This is a genomic window from Streptosporangium sp. NPDC020145 (assembly GCF_040631275.1).
Classification (GTDB): Bacteria; Actinomycetota; Actinomycetes; order Streptosporangiales; family Streptosporangiaceae; genus Streptosporangium.
On sequence record NZ_JBEXZT010000016.1, the window covers coordinates 1 to 18,217 of the forward strand.

The following is an 18,217-nucleotide window of genomic DNA, read 5'->3' on the forward strand; positions in this document are numbered from 1 at the left end:
TCGCAATCACGAAGGATCACGCGATGGCCGTCCTCATTCACGGCGCCACGCCATCTAGCTGGGGAAACTCATACACCACGTCCGTGGACGCAACCCGCGCTGGCGGCAGCCGGTTACCGGGCCGTCGCGCTCGACGTACGGGGCTACGGGCGTTCGTCCAAGCCGCAGGACCCCGCCGCGTACCGGATGCTCGACTTGATCAGTGACAACGTGTCGGTGGTCCGGGCGCTCGACGAAAGCTCCGCTGTGATCATCGGCCACGACTGGGGGGCGACGATCGCAGCGCAGTCCGCACTCGTTGAGCCCGAGGTGTTTCGTGCGGTCGGATTGTTGAGCGTCCCTTACACCCCGCCCGGCGGGCCTCGGCCAAGCGAAGTGTTCGCGGGAATGGGCGGCGAGCAAGAGTTCTATGTCTCCTACTTCCAGCGCCCCGGACGAGCCGAGGCCGAGATCGAGCCCGACGTGCGCGGCTGGCTCGCTGGGTTCTACAGCGCCCTGTCGGCGGACACGATGACTGCGGCGGACTCCTCAGACCCACACTTCGTCGCTCAGGGCGGCACACTGCGCGAGCGTTTCCCCACCGGCGCGCTGCCTTCCTGGCTGACGCAGGACGACCTCGACTTCTATGCCGCCGAGTTCGAGCGCACGGGCTTCACCGGTGCCCTCAACCGCTACCGCAACATGGACCGTGACTGGGAGGACCTGGCCACGTACGCGAGTTCCCCGATCAAGCAGCCGTCCCTCTTCCTGGGCGGCACCCGCGACGCCTCCACCATGTGGCTCTCCGACGCCATAGACGCCTATCCGCAGACGCTCCCCAACCTCACCGGCAGTCACCTCCTGAACTGCGGCCACTGGATCCAGCAGGAACGCCCCGACGACGTCAACCGCCTGCTCGTGGAGTTCCTCGACAGCCTCTGACCGGGACTTCCAAGCCGTCGGGCCGAGCCACCCCGAGTCGTCGTAGAGATCATTTGGGGGCCTTCCGATCAGAAGGGGCGTGCCAGAGCAGGTAGGGAGCCACGGAGACTCGACCAGCCCTGGCCTTCACCCCTGCTTTCCCAGCTCAGCCCCTCAAGGCCGGCAACCGATTCCCAAGCTGACAGCGCGGGTCCGGTTCCCGTCACCCGCTCCAAACACGAAGACCGAGGTTCGGGGCTGAGTCCCTGAGCCGGCCGTGATCGTCACCTGAGACGTTCCTCACTCAAATGAACGGTGGACCATCGCCGTCGTTTCTCCGGGGAGCGTCAGCCGGGATCTTCCCACCAGCCTCCAAACGTGCCCCTCGGTCACGACATGGACCTCAGGGGCGGGTGCTGCATCGTTATCCCCGGCGGCTGAAGCAGGGGCAGGGGTTCGGGGCCAGGATCCTCGGCGAGGACGACACCGGCGGCCGCGTGGTCGAAGCCGACGGGCCAGCGAGTGCGCTCGCTGGCCACCGCACCGGTCAGACGTGCCTGGAGAAGGTCGGCCGTGCTCAGGTCGGCTCCCCGCAGGTCGGCTAGGCGCAGGTCGGCGCGGCGGAAGACAGCGCCGCCCGCGTCGGCCTTGCGCAGGTTCACCTCGCGCAGATCGGCCTCGGTGAAGTCCGCGTCGCGCAGGTCGGTTTCGACCAGCCGTGCGCCTCGCAGGTCGGCCAGGGCGAAGCGGGCACGGCGCAGGATCGCGGTCTTAAGGTCGGCGTGCCGCAGGTTGACCGAGACGAGGGAGGCCTGCGTCAGGTTGGCGTGGTACAGACCCGCCGCCTCCATACAGGAGCGATCCAGGTTGACCCCGGGCAGCCAGAGCCCGTCGCAGTCGGCCCGGCGCAAGTCGGTGATGCTGAGGTTGACCCAGGGCTGCTCTCGATGCCGGCACAGCACGCCGAGGCCGGTCAGCGCCACCTGGGCGTCGGCCACCCGGACCTCCAGCGGCACGACGTCGTTGATGGGCGTGTCCGCCGTCGGTGCTTCCGGCCCGGTGGGCGGCCATGGCAGGTGCGTACGCAGGTAGGCGGCTTTGATGGAGATGACGGCCTCACGGTCGCGAGCGGAGTGCTCTGCGATCCGCCACAGCGCGTGCAGTCCGCCGATGCGCGTCTCCAGTTTGTCACTGCCGAGCTGGTCGACGGCCCGGCTGAACCTGTCGGTGACGTAGCCCTCCTGGGTGGCGCGCAAGCCGTCCTGGCTGACGCGCAGTTGCCTCCAGGTGGCGTACGCGCCGAACAGCAGGACCATGCCGCCGACGGCCTGCACGAGTGTCGTACGGACGTCGTTCACGGCTTTCAGCCGGTCCTGCGCGGCGACACTTGCCCCGGCGAGGTCGTGGGCGACCAACTCACCCGGCAGGACGACGAGCACCGTACCCAGAACCGCCAGCCCCGTGGCCCCCAGCAGGAGGGCTGTGATCACACGGCGCCTGACCAGGCGGTCGCGCCACGGTCGGCGGCCGCGGTCCGGCCTTCCCATCTCCATGGCATGAGAGCCTAGGCGTCGCCCAAAAGACGATCAAGGTGCACGGTTCGGAGCAGAGGTGCTCCACTCGTCCGGGTTTGAATGGGCCTCGGCTTTCGTCGGCGTCGAAGGCTGCTCGGCGTTGAGATTTCGTGCCAGAGCAGGCGGGGAACTCCGGTCGCTCAGGTCGCGCCCACGGACATGGTGCATGAGTTTCCCCAGCTGGATGGTGTGGCGCCGTGAATGAGGGCGGCCATCGCATGATCCTTCGTGATCGCGACATCAAGATCGAAGGCCGTACCGAACGGTGTGGACCCGCGGGCCGGCCGGCTCAGCAGCTTCGAGACGGAGATCCGGATCCGTTGCGATCCATGGGGAAGGCCATCGCCGAGGCCGACAGTCTGTGCGGCGCCGGATACGGCGAGCGGACCGACGAGCGCACCAACCGCCGCAGCGGCTACCGCACCCGCGCCGGAACCGTGGCAGTCGCGCTATCGCAGGCGGCTTGATTCAGAGGTGTCCGGCTGAGTGGATCAACGTATGACGGGGTTGCCGGTCGTGGTCGCGTAACGGCGCAGGCAGGCCGGAGGGCTCGCGGACCCCCGCGGTTCAGGCGGTGGGGCGGTCGAGCGTCGGGCTGAAGCCAGACGCGGCAGAACCTGCCGATGTCGAGGACCAGCGCGGCAAGGTGAGCGGAGAAGTGAGCGCCCGGCCCGCGTCGCGCGGTTCGCCCTCGGCGGCACCGGCCATGCCGGTCGCCGCGAGTAGCGGCCGCCTGGACAGAAATTTGCCCTGACCTGGTCTTACTTGGGGATTTGTCGCGATTTGCTATGTATGCTGGCGATTTAATCTTGGAGAGGTGTGCCAGGAACGACGTCGGCTGCAGGTTTCGGGGGATCAGCATGGCCGCACGCACCGAGCGGGTCTTTGAGCGGTTCTACGAGGGACAGTCGACAGAGGGGAGTGTTCGGCCTGCCATCTTGAAGTCGTGGCGCAGGTGTCAGGAGCTCGGGCTCGTCCCGGAGCGGCTCGAATTCGCCGATCCGGTCGAGGTCGACGTGGACTGCACCCTCGCCCGGGTGGCCAGACCGGTGTTCGAGCGGTTCCGGGTCGCGATCGCGGACACGGGTACGGCTCTGCTCCTCACCGACGAACGGGCCAGAATGCTGCAGCGCTATGAGAGTGATCTGCAGCTGAAAAGAGCGCTCGACCCCAGGTGTCACTTCCCGGGCGTGGAGTACTCCGAAGCACTTCTCGGGACCAACGCCGCGGGCACTCCCCTGCGTGAGAAACGCTTGGTGCAGGTGGTGGGCTTCGAACATCTGGCCGGATGCATGCAGCCGTTCACCGCCACCGGTGTCCCGATCCTCGACCCGCTCACGGGGCACGCGCGCGGTGTGGTGACGATCTCGTGCCTGAACAAATACGCGCACCCGACGATGAGCGTGTTCGCCCGTCAGGTGGCCGAGGCCATCGAACAACGGCTCCTGGAGCAGAGCACCGCACAGGAACGCGCCCTGCTCGACGCGTACCTGCGAACCGCGGACCTGCCCGACCTCCTGCCCGCTCAGGAGGCCGACTCGCTGCTCCGCGATCTCCCCCTCGGCGATCGTCTCGCGCTGGAGGAGAAGGCCGCCGAGCTGATCGCGTACGGGCAACGGGCGGCCGTCGAGGTCTCCCTGTCCCACGGCCGTAACGCCACACTGCGCGCCCTGCCTGGGCCGGAACCCGCCGGTATGGTCGGCGTCGTGGCGCAGGTCCGGATCCAGGGCGGCCGGTGGCAGTCCCTCGCCGACGACCTCATTACGTCGACATACGATCGGCTGGGCCGTTCGACGGCCCCGTCGGTGACCGTCGCACACCACCAGAACACCGCGAACGTGGATCTTGTCGTCAACGGTAGCGCCGCAGGCGGTGGTGATCCTGTGAGGATCGCGCCCGGCGCGGACCACCTTCCGGTGATGGGCGACGTGGAGCTCGGCATGGGCGAGAAGGACGAGACACGGCCGCCGTCCGGCTCCCTGGGGGAGGCGCTCACCCCCATCGCCCCGTGGCTGCTCCTCTTCGGCGAACCGGAGGTCGGCAGACTCGCCACCGCGGCGCGCAAGCGCCTGAGGTTGCTGTGCGAGGCCGCCATGAACATCGGTCAGACCCTCGACGTGGTGCGGACGGCCGAGGAACTCACCGGGGTGACCGTCTCACGGTTCGCCGACCTGGTGACCGTCGATCTCAGCGAGGGCGTCGCGCGCGGTGAGGAGCCCGCGGCGCTCACCGGCGGCCTGCGCCGGGTCGCCGTCCGGAGCGCCCAGGAGAACGTGAGCCCGGTCGCCGCGGGCGAGCCGGTGCGCTACCTCCCTTCCTCCCAGCAGGCGCGCTGTTTGGCGAGTGGGGAGACGGTGCTCTGGCCGGATCCGGGCGGCGCCCGGCCGGTGCGGGTGACCGGAGAACCGGCCTCCTCGGTCATCGCGGTGCCGTTGCTGGCCCAGGACAGGGTGCTGGGGGTGGTGACGTTCACGCGGCGGCAGGCGTCCGATCCGTTCGAGGCCGACGATGTCTCCCTGGCCGAGGCGCTGGTCAGCCGTACGGCGGTGTGCATCGACAACGCCCGCCGCTACACCCACGAGCGCGCCATCTCCCTGGAACTGGAACGTGCCACCGCGTCGCTGCAACGGTCGCTCGAACTCCAGCGGCGGTTCACCACCGATGCCTCCCATGAACTGCGCACCCCGCTTGCCGGACTGCGTGCGCAGTTGGAGGAGGCACAGTTGCATCCCGACCAGACCCACCTGGGCGAGCTGATCGACCATGCGCTGCGCGACGTGAACCGGCTCCAGGCCATCATCGACGACCTGATGCTGCTGGCCCGGCTCGGCGCCGACCCGCCTACCGCCTTCAAGCGCGTCGACTTGGCCGAACTCGCCGAAGCCGAAATCCACAGCCGTACCGGCGACCGCCACGAGGTACGCCTGGACGCGCACCCCGGTGTGATGGTCGATGTCGTCCCCCCGCAGATCTGTCGGATTCTGCGCAACCTGCTCGACAACGCCCAGCGTCACGCCGCGCACAGCATCGTGGTGCGGGTACGCCACACCATCGGTAAGGCGGAGCTCAGCGTCACCGACGATGGTCCGGGAGTCCCCGAAACCGAGTATGACCACATCTTCCAGAGCTTCACCCGCCTGGACACCGCCCGCAGCCGTGATCACGGCGGCACCGGACTGGGACTGGCCATCGCCCGCGGCATCGCCCACGCCCACCACGGCACCCTCGACGTCCAGAACGCGCCCTCTCACGGGGCACGCTTCGTCCTTCATCTGCCACTCATCAGCCCGCCCCCCGCGGAGCAGGGAGCATGACGGCCGTCCTCTTTCACGGCGCCACGCCGTCCAGCTGGGGAAACTCCATGGCCACGGCCTGGTCCCCGGACGGAACGGGCGCTCTTGGGCTCCGCCCCCACGGTCGCCCGCGACGCACGCCAGAGCAGGCAGGGACAGGTCTCAGACACTGACCTGGATCACGGTCCCGACATCGCCGGGCCTCCTTTCTCGTGATCACTCACAACGTGCGACTTCATGTCGCCGGCGGTCAGGGCTGGTTGTCCTGCGCGTTGAGGTGGGCCTGCGGGTCCTCGGCGTCGAAGGGATCGTCGGCCATGAGGTCGGCGGCGCGTCCGTCGAGTTCGGTCTGCATCTGGCGGGAGCGGGGGATCATGGTCTTCTCGTACGCGCGCAGGGCGTCGTCGATGACGGGGTTGTGAGCGAGGGCGAGGGCGAGTTCGAGGGCGTCGAGCATGGCGAGGTTGACGCCGAGTCCGAGCGGGGGCATGAGGTGGGCGGCGTCGCCCAGCAGGGTGATGGTGGGGCTGGGCTCCCAGATGTGCGGAACGGGCAGGGCGTTGATGGGGCGCTGGAGGTAGCGGCCGTCGTTGTCGGTGATGACGCGGCGCAGGCCGGGCGCCCAGTCGCGGTAGGCGTCCAGGAGGAAGGCGCGGATGCCTTCGGTGTCGTCGTGGGTGAGACCGGCCTGGGCGAGCCAGTCGAGGGCGAGACGCTGGATGAGGTAGACGCGGATGTGGCCGCCGCCGTTGTGCTGGGCGAACATGCCGCGCGCGCCGTCGCCGGCGATGGCGCTGCCGTTGCCGACGAACTCGGCGATGTCGGGGTGCCGGGTGTCGGCGTCGTGGAACCAGGCCTCGACGAAGGTGATGCCGGTGTACTGCGGGAGGGCGGCCGAGATCGCGGCTCGGACCGGGGACCAGGCGCCGTCGGCGCCGATGACGAGGTCGGCTTCGGTGGTGGTGCTGTCAGTGAAGCGCAGCAGGCGCGGGCCGTCGGAGGGGCCTTCGACGGCCCGTAGGGCGTGGCCCCACCGGACGGTGCCGGGGGTGAGGGAGTCCAGCAGCATGTCACGCAGCACGCCGCGCTCGATCTCGGGGCGGTGGGCCTCGTCTTCGTCGGGGACGTGGTGGAAGCCGAGCTCTCCCGAGGTCGCGTCGTACTGGCGCATCTCCTGCCCTTCGGGGCGGCTGAGGGCGAAGAAACTCTCCAGCAGGCCGGCCTCCTTGAGGGCGAGCTGGCCACTGTCGGCGTGCAGGTCCAGGCTGCCGCCCTGGTCGCGGACTTCTGCGGCGGCGTCGGCTTCGTGGACGGTCACGGCGATGCCGTGCTTTTGCAGGATGGTCGCGCAGGTCAGGCCGCCGGGGCCGGCGCCGATGACGGCGATGCGGGGTGTGTTCATGGTGGTGCTCCGTTTCGTGGTCCGGCCTGGCGGCCGGTGGTGACGGGAGAAGAGGGGTTCAGGCCCGTACGGGGGCGTGCCTTGCCGAGCGGCGCTTCGACGGTGAACGGCGCGGCCACCGCGGCGACGACGCGCAGGACGGCGCCGGTGGAGATCGGCACGGCGAGCGCCGGGGCGGGCTCGGGACGGTTTTGGGCATGGCGGATCACTTCCTGTTCCCAGGGGCTTCGGTGGAGAGGCAAGGGCCGCCGACCGCTGCACCGAGAGAACCACACCAGATTCAAAAGTGCAACAAGTCAACTTTTTGACCTGAGCAATAAATGGTGTAGGTTGCTTTCATGCTTGATGACAGCCCTGTTCCCATCGGGCGCCGCGAGCGCAAGAAGGCCGCCACCCGCCAGGCCATCGCCGACGCCGCCCTGCGGCTGTTCCTGGAGCGCGGCTACGACGACGTGGGCATCCGCGAGATCGCCGACGCCGCCGACGTGTCCACGACCACGCTGTTCAAGCACTTCCCCGTCAAAGAGGCCCTCGTCTTCGACGAGGCCGAGGACGTCGAGAAGAGCCTGCTGTCGGCCGTACGCGACCGCCCTTCCGGCCAGTCGATCCCGGCCGCGCTACGCGAGCACGCCCTGCGCTTCCGGCGGGCCGGCGCCAACAGCACCCCCGAGTTTCGGGCCTTCCTCGACCTGGTCAACAGCACCCCGGCACTGGGCGACTACCATCGGGCCCTCTGGCTGCGCCACACCACCTCCCTCGCCCAGGCCATCGCCGAGGCCGGCGGCCTGCCCGCCGACGACCCCGCCTGCACCGCCCTGGCCCACTTCGCCCTCGAAGCGCCCAGCTCCGTGCGCGACCACCACGACGCCGACGAAGCCATCACCAGCGCCTTCGACCTCCTCGACCGCGGCTGGCAGAACATCGCCCCCCAGCCGTAGCCGACGGGCCCGCCCCTCCACCCCGAGACGGCCGGACGAGCCGGCCGCCGTCCAGGAGACGCCGAGCAGGCAGGACCGGATCCACCACCGGGCTCTCCAGCCGACTCCCAGCGGTCTGCGGCACCGTACGTCGTCGTGGTGGAAGCCCGCAGGCGGGGGCATCGGTCGGCGTGGGGTAGCCGTCGGCGGCCTGGATCCGGGCGCGTGCCTCGCCGCAGGCGGGCAGGTCCTGAGAGGTCCTGCGGTGGGATTCTCCTCCCGGTCAGGGGAGGGCGCGGCCGGTCGCGGCGGCGGCGTAGCGCCGGGCGAGGTGCTCGAAGGCGTCCCTGAGCTCGGGCGGGCCGACCACCTCGAAGTCGACGTCGAACCTGCCGATGGCGGCGGCCAGGGCGACCCAGGACCACGAGCCCAGGACGAGGCGGCAGCGGTTCGGGCTGAGTTCCTCGACGAGTCCGTCGTGGGTGTACTGGGACACGACGGCGGCGGGCAGGTCGAGGATCACCTCGCCGTGGCAGGACCAGTCTCCGCCGGAGCCCCGGAACCTGCCGTTCACGAAGGCGGCCACGTCGCCTCCGGGCAGCTCGCGCGGGGTGAAGCGGGGTCCCGTCGGGGCGCGGGGGGTGATCCGGTCGGCACGGAAGGTGCGCCAGTCCTCACGGTCGAGGTCCCAGGCGACGAGGTACCAGTGCCCGCCCCGGCTGACGAGGTGATGCGGCTGCACCCGGCGCGGCGGGGGCCACTCGCCGCCGTCGTCTCCTCTGTGCGGCGAGTAGTCGAAGCGCAGCACCTGGCAGGCGTGCACCGCGGCGCTGAGCGCCATGATCACACCGCTGTCGGTCGGCGAGTCCGTCCGGCTGCCCGGCCGCTCGACGGTGGTGATCCGAAGGGTGTCGATCCGGTGGCGCAGCCGAGCGGGCATGACCTGTCGTACGGTGTTCAGCGCCCGTACCGCGGCCTCCTCGATGCCGGCCCCCGACATGGCGGCGGTCTGGAGCGCGACGGCCAGGGCGACGGCCTGCTCGTCGTCGAACAACAGCGGGGGCAGGTCCGTACCCGCCTCAAGCCGGTAGCCGCCGTCGGGACCCTTGGTCGCCACGATGGGGTAGCCGAGCTCGCGCAGGCGGTCGACGTCCCGGCGCACGGTACGCGCACTGATGTCCAGCCTTTCGGCCAGCAGTGCCCCCGGCCAGTCCCTGCGTGCCTGGAGCAGCGAGAGCAACGCCAGCAGTCGCGCGGAGGTCTTCGGCATGGCCCCATACTGCCCTGAGAAGCGGCCACAACCTGTCCTCTTCATCTGTGACTGTTGTCTCGCGCCGGACAACGGCGGCCAGAGACGACAGTCAATGATCAGGAGCCGATATGACCGTCAAGTCCGTGACTCATCTGAACTTCCGTGGCGACGCCCGCGCGGCGCTGGAGTTCTACCAGTCCGTTTTCGACGGTGACCTCGCCGTCGTCACCTACAAGGACGCCGGGAGCGTGCAGGACCCCGCGGAGGCCGACCAGGTGATGTGGGGTCAGGTGCTCGCCGACAACGGCTTCCACGTGATGGCCTACGACGTGCCCTCGCGGATGCCGTGGAACCAGGGCGAGAACTCCTTCTTCCTCTCCCTGCGTGGCGAGAGCGCGCAGGAGATCACCGCGTACTGGGACAAGCTCTCCGAGGGCGCCACCGTCGTGCAGCCGTTGGGGCCCGCGCAGTGGGCCCCGCTCTACGGCATGCTCAGGGACCGCTTCGGCGTCGTCTGGGTCGTGGACGTCGTGAGCGAGTACAACGGCTGAACGTCACACGCGGTGCGGGAGCGCGCCTCCCGCACCACGCCCCCGGGGCCACCGAAGAAACCGAAGGAGACAGCCGGAATGAGAACGCGTCCGCTGGGGCGGACCGGAATGCGGGTCAGCCCCTACTGCCCGGGCACCATGATGTTCGGCCGGGCCGGCAATCCTGACCACGACGAAAACGTCATCGACACCGCCGACGTGTACTCCTACAGCGAGACCGAGGACATCGTCGAGGCCCAGATCCGATGACCGTTCTCGACATCAGGGCGCTCAACCGCGCGACGCTCGCCCGGCAGCTGCTGCTCGATCGCGCCGGCATGCCGGTCCTCGACGCCGTCACGCATCTGTGTGGCCTGCAGGCGCAGGAACCGCAGGAACCGTTCGTGGGGCTCTGGTCACGGGTGCGTGGGTTCGACCCAGCGGTTCTGTCGGACCTGCTGATCCGGCGGAGTGTGGTGCGTACGCACCTGATGCGCCGCACCGTCCACCTCCTGGCCGCCGAGGACGTCCTGGCCTGGCGGGCGCGCCACGACGGCATGCTGCGCCGGCGCGTGCTCGGGACCTACCGTCGTGAGCTCGCCGGGGTGGACCTCGACGAACTCGCGGAGGCGGGCCGGGCGGTGACGGCCGACGGCGAGCCCCGCTCGATGGCCGAGCTGGCACGGACGCTGGCCGGGCGCTGGCCGGAGCCGGGGCCACGGGCGCTGGGCGAGATGCTGGTCGCCGCCCTGGTCCCGATGGCGCAGATGCCGCCGCGTGGCCTGTGGCGCAGAAAGGCGGGGGTGCGCAACGTTCCGCTCTCGGCCTGGCTGGGCCGCGAGGTCGACCCCCTCTCCCCGGACGGCCCCGACCTGGCCGGCCAGGCACTGGTACGGCGCTACCTGGCCGCGTTCGGCCCCGCGGCCACCGCCGACCTGCGCGCCTGGTGCGGCCTGGCCGGGCTGCCCGCGGCGGTCGCCGCGATCCGGGACGAGCTGGTCGGCTTCCGCGACGAGCGGGGCCGGCACCTGCTGGATCTCCCCGACGCGCCCCGCCCCGATCCCGGCGTCCCCGCCCCGGTACGGTTCCTGCCGGCCTTCGACAACGCCGTCCTCGGCTACCACGACCGCACCCGCGTCATCGACGACGCCCACCGCGGCCTGTCGGTCACCGGCGCCCGCTTCGTGCTGGTCGACGGCCGGGTCGCCGCGACCTGGAACGTCGAGGGCGGCGCCGTACTGGTCAGCCCACTGCGCCGCCTCTCACGAGCCGAGCGCGACAGCGTGGCCGAGCAGGGGCAGGCGCTGGCGTCGTTCCTGTCCGACGGAGACAGCAGGCGCGTGGAGTTCGCCGCCGTTCCCTGAGATCAAACCACTGTGAGGTTCCGCGAACGCGTTGGCCCGCGGAGCGCGAGACGTCCACTTGGTGATGAGGACGTCTCCTGTGACGGCCCCGGCCCTGACCGGTCTTCGGTTCCCGGTCGTCGTGCTCGATGCGCCTGCGGATCGTGGCCAGGGTGACCAGGTCGACCGGCGGAGTGTCTTCGGGCAGGTTCGGCAACCGGTATGCGGCCGGCTCGGAGGCGTTTCGGGGCCACTCGGCTGAGCGGCGCTACTGACCGCCCTCTTCCTTGTCGGCCGCGGACATGGCGAGCATGTCGTCGACGCACCTGCGCATCAGTTGCTCGAACTGGACGAGGTCCTGGTCGCTCCATTCGGCGAAGGCGGAGCCGACGAGCCTCTGCCTGGCCGCCTCAAGCGCGTCCGTGACACGACGGCCCGCACTGGTGATCACGGCTTCCCTGACCCGTCGGTCCGCCGGGTTCGGACGCCGCTCGATCAAGCCGAGCTCGGCGAGTTTGGCCACCTGCCGGCTGACGGTGGTGTGGTCGCGTCCTGCCCGTTCGGCGAGTTCGACCACGCCGATCGGCCCGAACCGCCGGATCCCGACGATCAGTTTGAACAACGAGCGGTCGAGATCGATGCCTGCCTCGGCCATGAGGGCCTCGTCGCGTTGCGGCAGGTTCATGAGCGCGACCAGGTCGACGAGCGATTCGTGCAGGCGCCGGAACGCGATGTGCCGGCGGTGTTGGGAAGCCATGCTCGCCACCGATGCCTTACGTGCCCTTGCGGACGGACGGGGAGATGCCAAGGCGAGGATACCGGCAGCCTCCGGTAGGCCGACGGTGCCCGGCGGGGACGCGGATGCGGGTGGCGAGGCGTGGCGGAGGTCGTGCCGTTCCTGCGACGGGTGATCGGTCACCTCATGACCGGCGTGGGAACGGATGGCCACCTCCGGATAGATGCGCTCATTACACACATAATTCTCCACCAGCGCTACCACAACACTTGGATCGGGATTTCTTCCATGCGCCAAGCCTACGAAAGGCCAGCTCAGACCGCTTTTACCGATGGCCGGAACACTGCCGGGACGATGCGTCGGCCACAAGGGAGGGCTTGACGACCGCTCTGGTTGCCGAACATACTCCGTGCTAAATACACATAAATCTGGATCGGACGGGATGGCTGCCCGGCCGACCGTCACCGACGGAGAGGTGAACCGTGACACGCGACGAAGACCTTGATGTGATCATCTGTGGTTCCGGCGCGGCGGGATTGACCCTCGCCATCGATCTCGCCCGCAGGAACATCGCGTTCCGGTTGATCGACAAGGCGCCGCACCCGTTCATCGGCTCACGCGGCAAGGGCATCCAGCCGCGCACCGAGGAGGTGTTCGAGGACCTCGGCGTGATCGACCGGATCGTCGCCTCGGGGGGTGAGTATCCTCCCCTGCGCACCTACACCCACGACGGGCCGGTCGACAAACACGCCGGGATCCTGCCTGAGCCGACGCCTGCCGAGCCGTACCAGATCCCGCTGCTCGTTCCGCAGTTCCTCACCGAGCGCCGGCTGCGGGAGCGGCTGACCGAACTCGGTCACGCCCCGGAGTACGGCTGCGAGCTCGTTGGCTTCGACCAGGACGCCGACGGCGTGACCGCGCGGATCGCCGCCCCCGACGGGGAGCGGACCGTGCGGGCCGCCTACCTGGTCGGCGCCGACGGCGGATCGAGCTTCGTCCGCAAGTCCCTGGGCATCGAGTTCCGCGGGAAGTCCCTCAACGTGCGGGCGCTCGTGGCCGACGTGCGGGTCGACGGCGCCTCGTCGCACGTCTGGCACCGCTGGGGCGAGGAGAAGCCCGAGCGGAGCGTCTCGCTGTGCCCGCTCCACGGCACCGACATGTTCCAGTACATGGCCCCGGTCCCCCTCGACGTGGAGGTCGACCTCTCGGCCGAGGGGCTCACCGCCCTGCTCCACGAGCGCGGCGGCCAAGACGACGTCGTGATCCGTGAGGTGTCCTGGGCATCGGTGTTCACGATGCAGGCCCGGCTGGCCGACGCCTACCGGCGTGGACGCGTGCTCCTGACCGGGGACGCCGCGCACTGCCATCCGCCGACCGGCGGACAGGGCCTGAACACGAGTGTCCAGGACGCCTACAACCTTGGCTGGAAGCTCGCCGCCGTGCTCGACGGCGCGCCGGAGTCGCTGCTGGCGACCTATGAGGAGGAGCGCCGACCGGTCGCCGAGGCGGTCCTCGGCCTGTCCGAGAGGCTGCTCGAAGCGGCCAAGAACCGCGACATGCGCCGGGGCCGCGAGGTGACCCAGCTCGATGTCGGCTACCCGGGCTCGTCCCTGTCGCTGACCGGTCTGGAGCCCTACAAGGGCGTGGCGTCCGGCGACCGCGCGCCCGACGCTCCCGTCACCGGCGCGGGCGGGCTCGCCACACGGCTGTTCAGCCTGTTCCAGGGACCACACTGGACCCTGCTCGGCTACGAACCCGGCGACGCCCCGGTCCCGGAACCGCGCGAAGGCCTGCGCATCCACGTCGTCGGCGGCGACATCCGCGACACCGGAGGCCACGTCCGGAGCGCGTACGGGCTGTCGCCCGAGCAGTGGGCGCTCATCCGGCCGGACGGATACGTCGCGGCCGTGGTCGGCACCACCGAACTCGGCGCCGTCGAGGCCTACCTCGACGGCGTCGGCGTCCGTCCCGTGCGGTGACGCGTCTCCGGTCGTCCCTGCGCGGGCGGGGGTGGTCCGGCCCCTTTCTCTACGCCTCGAATCGACCGGGGCTTCGCCGGTGGATCAGCACCAGTCTCCCGGCCTGGCCCAGGTGAGGAAGCCCTCCTGGGCCCCGGCGGGTGACGCCGGGGGCTCGGTGACGGTGTATCCGCCCCGGTAGAACAACAGGGGCCGCTCGCCCGGACCGGCGCCCAGGTCGTGCACCCGGCCCACGGCGATGTAGTGGTCGCCCGCCTCGTACACGGCCTCCAGTGAACAGTCCACCCAGGCCAGCGCCCCTTCCAGCAGTGGCGAGCCGCTGGGCGAGCGCCGCCAGGGGGTGCTGGAGAAGCGGTCCGCACCGCCCCGTCCGAACAGCGTGCTGGTCTCGCGCTGGTCGTGGGCCAGCACGCTGACGGCGAAGCGGCCTGACCGTTCGACGTCCGGCCAGGTTCCTGACGACCTGGCCGGGCAGAACAGCACGAGCGGCGGGTCGAGCGAGAGCGCGGCGAAGGACTGGCAGGCGAAGCCCACCGGCCGCTCGTCCCGCATGGTCGCCACGACGGTCACGCCCGTGCAGAAGTGGCCCAGGACCTGCCGGAAGAGCGAGGGGTTCACAACATGCCCACCGTGACGTCCTCGCCGAACTCCCCGTCGCCGAAGAGCTTGAGCGCCGCCTCCGGGTCGTTGGCGACGTGTACCCGTGCCGCGTGCGCGTCGCGCCAGAACCGCTGGATCGGGGTGCCCTCGGCGAGCGCTCCCGCCCCGGAGTTCTCGAAGAGCTGGTCCACGGCCGCGATGCACCGTTCGGAGGCCCGCACCTGGTCGCGGCGCAGCCGCAGCCGCAGAGCGGTGGGGATCGGCTCGCCGCGCCGCGCGGTGTCGTAGACCTCGGTGATGTTGCGGGTGAGCTGCAGCCATGCGGCGTCCACCTCACTGGCCGCGCGGGCGACGCGGACCTTCGCGAACGGGTCGTCCTTCACCTTCTCCCCCACGAACACCCGCACGCGCTGCCGCTGGTGCGCCACGTGCGCCTCGTAGGCGCCGGTGGCCATGCCGACCAGCGGGGTGGCGATCGTGGTGGTCATCAGCGAGTAGAGCGGGATGCGGTACAGCGGGCTCGGGTTCACCTCCTGCCCCGGACAGACGCAGCGGAAGGAGTCGGCGAAGCTGAGCACGCGGTGCGCGGGAACGAAGACGTCCTCGACCACCACGTCGTTGCTGCCCGTGCCGCGCAGGCCCACGGTGCGCCAGACGTCGCGGACGGTGTAGTCCTCGCGCGGCACCAGGAAGGCCACCCAGTCGGTGGGCCTGCCGTCCTCGCCCGTGATCAGGGCTCCGAGGATGGCGGCGGTGGCGTGGTCCACCCCCGAGGAGAAGTTCCACGTGCCCGAAAGGCGGTAGCCGCCGTCGACGACGGTGGCCCGGCCGACGGGCGCGTACGCGGAGGAGACCAGGGCGGCGGGGTCGCGCCCCCAGATCTCCTCCTGCGCCGCGGCCGGGAAGGTGGCGACGTGCCACGCGTGGGCGCCGAGCACCGAGGCGACCCAGCCGGTGGAGCCGCAGGCGCCGGCGATCATGCGCACCGCGGTGTAGAAGGTCACCGGATCGGCCTCGTGGCCGCCGAAGCGCACGGGCTGCAGTAGACGGAAGAAGCCCGCCTCGCGCAGCTCCTTGATCGATTCCGCGGGAACCACGCGGGCGTCCTCGGCCGCCTGCGCGCGTTCTCCGAGGACGGGCAACAGGTCGCGGATCGCGGTCAGCACGTGTTCGCTCATCTGGCTGGGCTCCTGTGTCGGAGGGACGGTGGCCAGAATCTTCCAGCCGACCGGACAGGGCCGCTAATACCGGTTCGCTCGTGGCATATGCCCAGAGTGCGATGGTCGGCCAGGGTATACCGGCGGCTCGAAACGGTATTGGCGGCGAGAGAGGGCCACGCAGGACGCTGGGAGCCGTGAACACCCTGACCGCCCTTGACCACGACGTCACCGGCTCCGCCTGCCCGACGCTGCCTCCGCTCAGCGGCTGGTGCCTGTCTCCACCTCGCACGGCGGCTGGGCGGCGCCGGAACTCGCCGACCGGCTGGGGAGCGTCCGGGTGCCGCGGGTGGCGGTCGGCGGCCGGCAGGAGCCGCTCGGCCTGCCGCCGTCGGCCGTCCGCGCGGTGCTCCCGGTCGGTGGCCTGTTCGATCCGCGCCCGCTCGTCCGCACCCAACGACACCACTACGACGTCATCCTGGACCTCGCCGACGCGGATTCCACGTTCACCCGTGCCCTGCTGAACCTGTTCTGATCCCCGTCGGCCACCGGTTCCAGCGTGGAGGCGCGTTCGCGCAGGAAGCCGAGCAGCAGCCCGGCCGCCGGCGTCAACGACCTCTCCTGCGGGACGGTGACGCCCACCGCCCGCCGGATCCCCTCCAGCGGTACGGCGAGCGGCGCGAGGTCGCCGTCGGCGGCGGCGACCAGCTCCGGCAGTACGGCGATCATGTCGGTCTCCCGCACGAGAGTGCGCACGGTGAGGATCGAGGTGCACTCGACCACGTCCGCGGGCAGGTCGAGGTCCTCGGCGCCGAAGGCCCGCTCCACCTCCTGGCGCAGGGCGGTCTGCGCCAGCGGCAGGATCCACGGGTAGTCGAGCAGGTCCTTCAGGCCCAGTCCCGCCCGCCCGCGCACGGGGTGGTCACGGCGGGCGACCAGCCGCATCGCCTCGCTGTAGAGCCGGATCTGCCGCAGACCGCCCAGGCCGTCGAGCGGAGTGAGCCTGCCCACGATCAGATCGAGCTCTCCGGCGAGCAGCCGTAGCACCTGTTTGTCGAAGGTCGCCTCCGACACCACCACGGTGACTGCCGGATACGCCCGTTTGAGGTCGGCGATCGCCCGGGGCAGGAGCTGGCTGGAGCCGGCCAGCAAGGTGCCGACCCGGACGGTGCCCAGGCGCCCGTCGGCGAGGTCGGTGATCCGCTCCCCTGCCCGCCGCAGCTCGGCCAGCGCGGCCCGTGCGTGCTCCAGGAACGCCTCGCCGTAGAAGGTCGGGCGCACCCCGCGCGGCCCACGGACGAACAGCTCCACGTCCAGGATGCGTTCGAGCTCGCGCAGACAGCGGGTCACGGCGGGCTGGGCCAGGCGCAGGTGGTGGGCGGCCCGAACCACGCTGCCCTGCTCGGCGATGGCCACCACCACGATGAGGTGACGGAGCTTCAGCCGTCCGTTGAGTAGGTCGATCTCGGGCTCCTCACTGACTCGAAGATATGATCCAAAGGTGGATACATCTGACAGGTCGCGAGCGGGTGACGCGGTCGCCCTGGTGCACGAGGAGCTCCGGGAGCTGATCCTCAGCGGGCGCATCCTGCCCGGTCAGCGGCTCACCCAGCGCGAGCTCGGCGAGCGGCTCGGTGTGGGCCGTACCCCACTGCGCGAGGCGCTGCGGATGCTGGAGGCTGAGGGGTTCGTGCTCTCCCGGGCCAACCACGGCGTCACCGTCGCCGGACTCGATCTTGACGAGGCCGAGGAGCTCTACGCCGCGCTGCTCATGTTGCAGGCGCCGATGGTGCCCCGGGCGGCTCGGGAGATCTCGGAGGAGTCGCTGACCCGGATGGCTGAGTTGTCGGCGCTGATGCGCGACAGGCCGCAGGAGCCACGCGACTTCCACCGCGACCACGCCGCCTTCCACGCCCTGCACGAGGCGACCTTCGGACCCACTCTGTCCAAGATCGCCCATGACCTGTATCTGCGGCTGTCGCGGCTGCAGCGCTTCTATTACCGCAGCCGCCGCATTCCGGCCTTCGCCGTCGAGCTCGACCGGGCCTTCCTGGAGGCGATGCGGCGCCGGGACGGCGCGCGGGCGCGGAGGGTGCAGGAGTTGCACGTCCTCAGCTCCGCGATCGGGCTGATCACCGACGCCGACCCCTGGCACCGCTTCGGGCCGCTGGTCGACGCCGCGGCGGGGCTGGGGATCACCGTGCCCCTCTCGGCGAATGGCACGCTCGCACCGCCGGTCGAGGTCACCTGGGCCGTGGATCTGCCGGGTTACGATCCGGTGACCACGGACTACGTCGTGGACGTGACATCTGCCCATGTCCACTCCCACCAGGGCCGAAGATTGGATCCACTTTAGGATACCTCTGCCGCCATCCTGCGCCGCCCGCCTGACGTTGTCCAATACGCTTTCCGTCGCGAGCCATAACCAGGACGAGATACCTCCGAATCGGCATACCTGACCGCCTAAGCGGCATTGGCGCACCTCACTCCCCCGCGGCCACCATCGGACCGTCACCCGACCCGTTCGAGCCGCG

The 18,217-nt window shown here is 70.3% G+C and carries 18 protein-coding genes; 10 read left to right on the forward strand and 8 right to left on the reverse strand.

Annotation, left to right across the window (positions count from 1 at the left end; all coding sequences use genetic code 11):
* Positions 1 to 99: 99 nt before the first annotated feature.
* Positions 100 to 921, forward strand: coding sequence for an alpha/beta fold hydrolase (locus tag ABZ463_RS25955; protein ID WP_362780108.1), 822 nt, complete (start codon positions 100 to 102; stop codon positions 919 to 921).
* 368 nt (positions 922 to 1,289) lie between these two features.
* Here the strand turns inward: ABZ463_RS25955 and ABZ463_RS25960 are convergent, their stop codons facing one another.
* On the reverse strand, positions 1,290 to 2,390 hold the full coding sequence (locus tag ABZ463_RS25960; RefSeq protein WP_352014583.1) for a pentapeptide repeat-containing protein: 1,101 nt from the start codon (positions 2,388 to 2,390) through the stop codon (positions 1,290 to 1,292).
* A gap of 281 nt (positions 2,391 to 2,671) precedes the next feature.
* Here ABZ463_RS25960 and ABZ463_RS25965 point away from each other — a divergent pair, with 281 nt between their 5' ends.
* Entirely contained in the window at positions 2,672 to 2,941 is a 270-nt protein-coding gene (locus ABZ463_RS25965) for a hypothetical protein (protein WP_362780116.1), read from the forward strand.
* A gap of 471 nt (positions 2,942 to 3,412) precedes the next feature.
* Positions 3,413 to 5,788 (forward strand): ATP-binding protein, encoded by a 2,376-nt coding sequence (locus ABZ463_RS25970; RefSeq protein WP_362779841.1) that lies wholly within the window; start codon positions 3,413 to 3,415, stop codon positions 5,786 to 5,788.
* Between the two features lie 229 nt (positions 5,789 to 6,017).
* On the opposite strand, the gene ABZ463_RS25975 is transcribed toward ABZ463_RS25970, so the two are convergent.
* Together ABZ463_RS25975 and ABZ463_RS25980 are read right to left on the reverse strand one after the other, a co-directional pair.
* Positions 6,018 to 7,169, reverse strand: coding sequence for an NAD(P)/FAD-dependent oxidoreductase (locus ABZ463_RS25975; protein WP_362779844.1), 1,152 nt, complete (start codon positions 7,167 to 7,169; stop codon positions 6,018 to 6,020).
* Positions 7,166 to 7,378 carry a hypothetical protein gene (locus tag ABZ463_RS25980; RefSeq protein WP_362779846.1) on the reverse strand — a complete coding sequence of 71 codons (213 nt, stop codon included), beginning with the start codon at positions 7,376 to 7,378 and terminating at the stop codon, positions 7,166 to 7,168. The genes ABZ463_RS25975 and ABZ463_RS25980 overlap by 4 nt, the downstream gene beginning before the upstream one ends.
* Positions 7,379 to 7,507: 129 nt before the next feature.
* On the opposite strand from ABZ463_RS25980, the gene ABZ463_RS25985 reads away from it, so the two are divergent.
* Positions 7,508 to 8,107, forward strand: a complete 600-nt coding sequence (locus ABZ463_RS25985) for a TetR/AcrR family transcriptional regulator (RefSeq protein ID WP_362779849.1) — start codon at positions 7,508 to 7,510, stop codon at positions 8,105 to 8,107.
* A gap of 262 nt (positions 8,108 to 8,369) precedes the next feature.
* Here ABZ463_RS25985 and ABZ463_RS25990 read toward each other — a convergent pair whose 3' ends face one another.
* Entirely contained in the window at positions 8,370 to 9,356 is a 987-nt protein-coding gene (locus tag ABZ463_RS25990; protein WP_362779851.1) for a WYL domain-containing protein, read from the reverse strand.
* Positions 9,357 to 9,466: 110 nt separating this feature from the next.
* On the opposite strand from ABZ463_RS25990, the gene ABZ463_RS25995 reads away from it, so the two are divergent.
* From ABZ463_RS25995 to ABZ463_RS26005, 3 genes are all read left to right on the forward strand, one after another.
* On the forward strand, positions 9,467 to 9,889 hold the full coding sequence (locus ABZ463_RS25995) for a VOC family protein (protein ID WP_352014577.1): 423 nt from the start codon (positions 9,467 to 9,469) through the stop codon (positions 9,887 to 9,889).
* A gap of 78 nt (positions 9,890 to 9,967) precedes the next feature.
* Entirely contained in the window at positions 9,968 to 10,138 is a 171-nt protein-coding gene (locus ABZ463_RS26000) for a hypothetical protein (protein WP_362779855.1), read from the forward strand.
* Positions 10,135 to 11,232 (forward strand): winged helix DNA-binding domain-containing protein, encoded by a 1,098-nt coding sequence (locus ABZ463_RS26005; protein ID WP_362779858.1) that lies wholly within the window; start codon positions 10,135 to 10,137, stop codon positions 11,230 to 11,232. The genes ABZ463_RS26000 and ABZ463_RS26005 overlap by 4 nt, the downstream gene beginning before the upstream one ends.
* Positions 11,233 to 11,479: 247 nt before the next feature.
* Here the strand turns inward: ABZ463_RS26005 and ABZ463_RS26010 are convergent, their stop codons facing one another.
* Positions 11,480 to 11,968 carry a MarR family transcriptional regulator gene (locus ABZ463_RS26010; protein WP_352014574.1) on the reverse strand — a complete coding sequence of 163 codons (489 nt, stop codon included), beginning with the start codon at positions 11,966 to 11,968 and terminating at the stop codon, positions 11,480 to 11,482.
* 461 nt (positions 11,969 to 12,429) lie between these two features.
* On the opposite strand from ABZ463_RS26010, the gene ABZ463_RS26015 reads away from it, so the two are divergent.
* Positions 12,430 to 13,926, forward strand: coding sequence for an FAD-dependent oxidoreductase (locus ABZ463_RS26015; RefSeq protein WP_362779860.1), 1,497 nt, complete (start codon positions 12,430 to 12,432; stop codon positions 13,924 to 13,926).
* A gap of 84 nt (positions 13,927 to 14,010) precedes the next feature.
* Here the strand turns inward: ABZ463_RS26015 and hsaB are convergent, their stop codons facing one another.
* A complete protein-coding gene (gene hsaB / locus ABZ463_RS26020; protein ID WP_362779863.1) occupies positions 14,011 to 14,544 on the reverse strand; it encodes a 3-hydroxy-9,10-secoandrosta-1,3,5(10)-triene-9,17-dione monooxygenase reductase subunit in 534 nt (177 codons plus the stop codon).
* On the reverse strand, positions 14,541 to 15,704 hold the full coding sequence (hsaA, locus tag ABZ463_RS26025; RefSeq protein WP_352014571.1) for a 3-hydroxy-9,10-secoandrosta-1,3,5(10)-triene-9,17-dione monooxygenase oxygenase subunit: 1,164 nt from the start codon (positions 15,702 to 15,704) through the stop codon (positions 14,541 to 14,543). The genes hsaB and hsaA overlap by 4 nt, the downstream gene beginning before the upstream one ends.
* A 250-nt stretch (positions 15,705 to 15,954) precedes the next feature.
* On the opposite strand from hsaA, the gene ABZ463_RS26030 reads away from it, so the two are divergent.
* The gene (locus ABZ463_RS26030) at positions 15,955 to 16,218 is read left to right on the forward strand and encodes a hypothetical protein (RefSeq protein ID WP_362779867.1); all 264 of its coding nucleotides are present in this window, start codon (positions 15,955 to 15,957) and stop codon (positions 16,216 to 16,218) included.
* On the opposite strand, the gene ABZ463_RS26035 is transcribed toward ABZ463_RS26030, so the two are convergent.
* The gene (locus ABZ463_RS26035; RefSeq protein WP_362780110.1) at positions 16,149 to 17,201 is read right to left on the reverse strand and encodes a LysR substrate-binding domain-containing protein; all 1,053 of its coding nucleotides are present in this window, start codon (positions 17,199 to 17,201) and stop codon (positions 16,149 to 16,151) included. The two genes, ABZ463_RS26030 and ABZ463_RS26035, sit on opposite strands and share 70 nt — an antisense overlap.
* Here ABZ463_RS26035 and ABZ463_RS26040 point away from each other — a divergent pair.
* Complete coding sequence (locus ABZ463_RS26040; protein ID WP_362779869.1) at positions 17,185 to 18,039, forward strand: GntR family transcriptional regulator; 855 nt, start codon at positions 17,185 to 17,187, stop codon at positions 18,037 to 18,039. The two genes, ABZ463_RS26035 and ABZ463_RS26040, sit on opposite strands and share 17 nt — an antisense overlap.
* Positions 18,040 to 18,217: the final 178 nt, after the last annotated feature.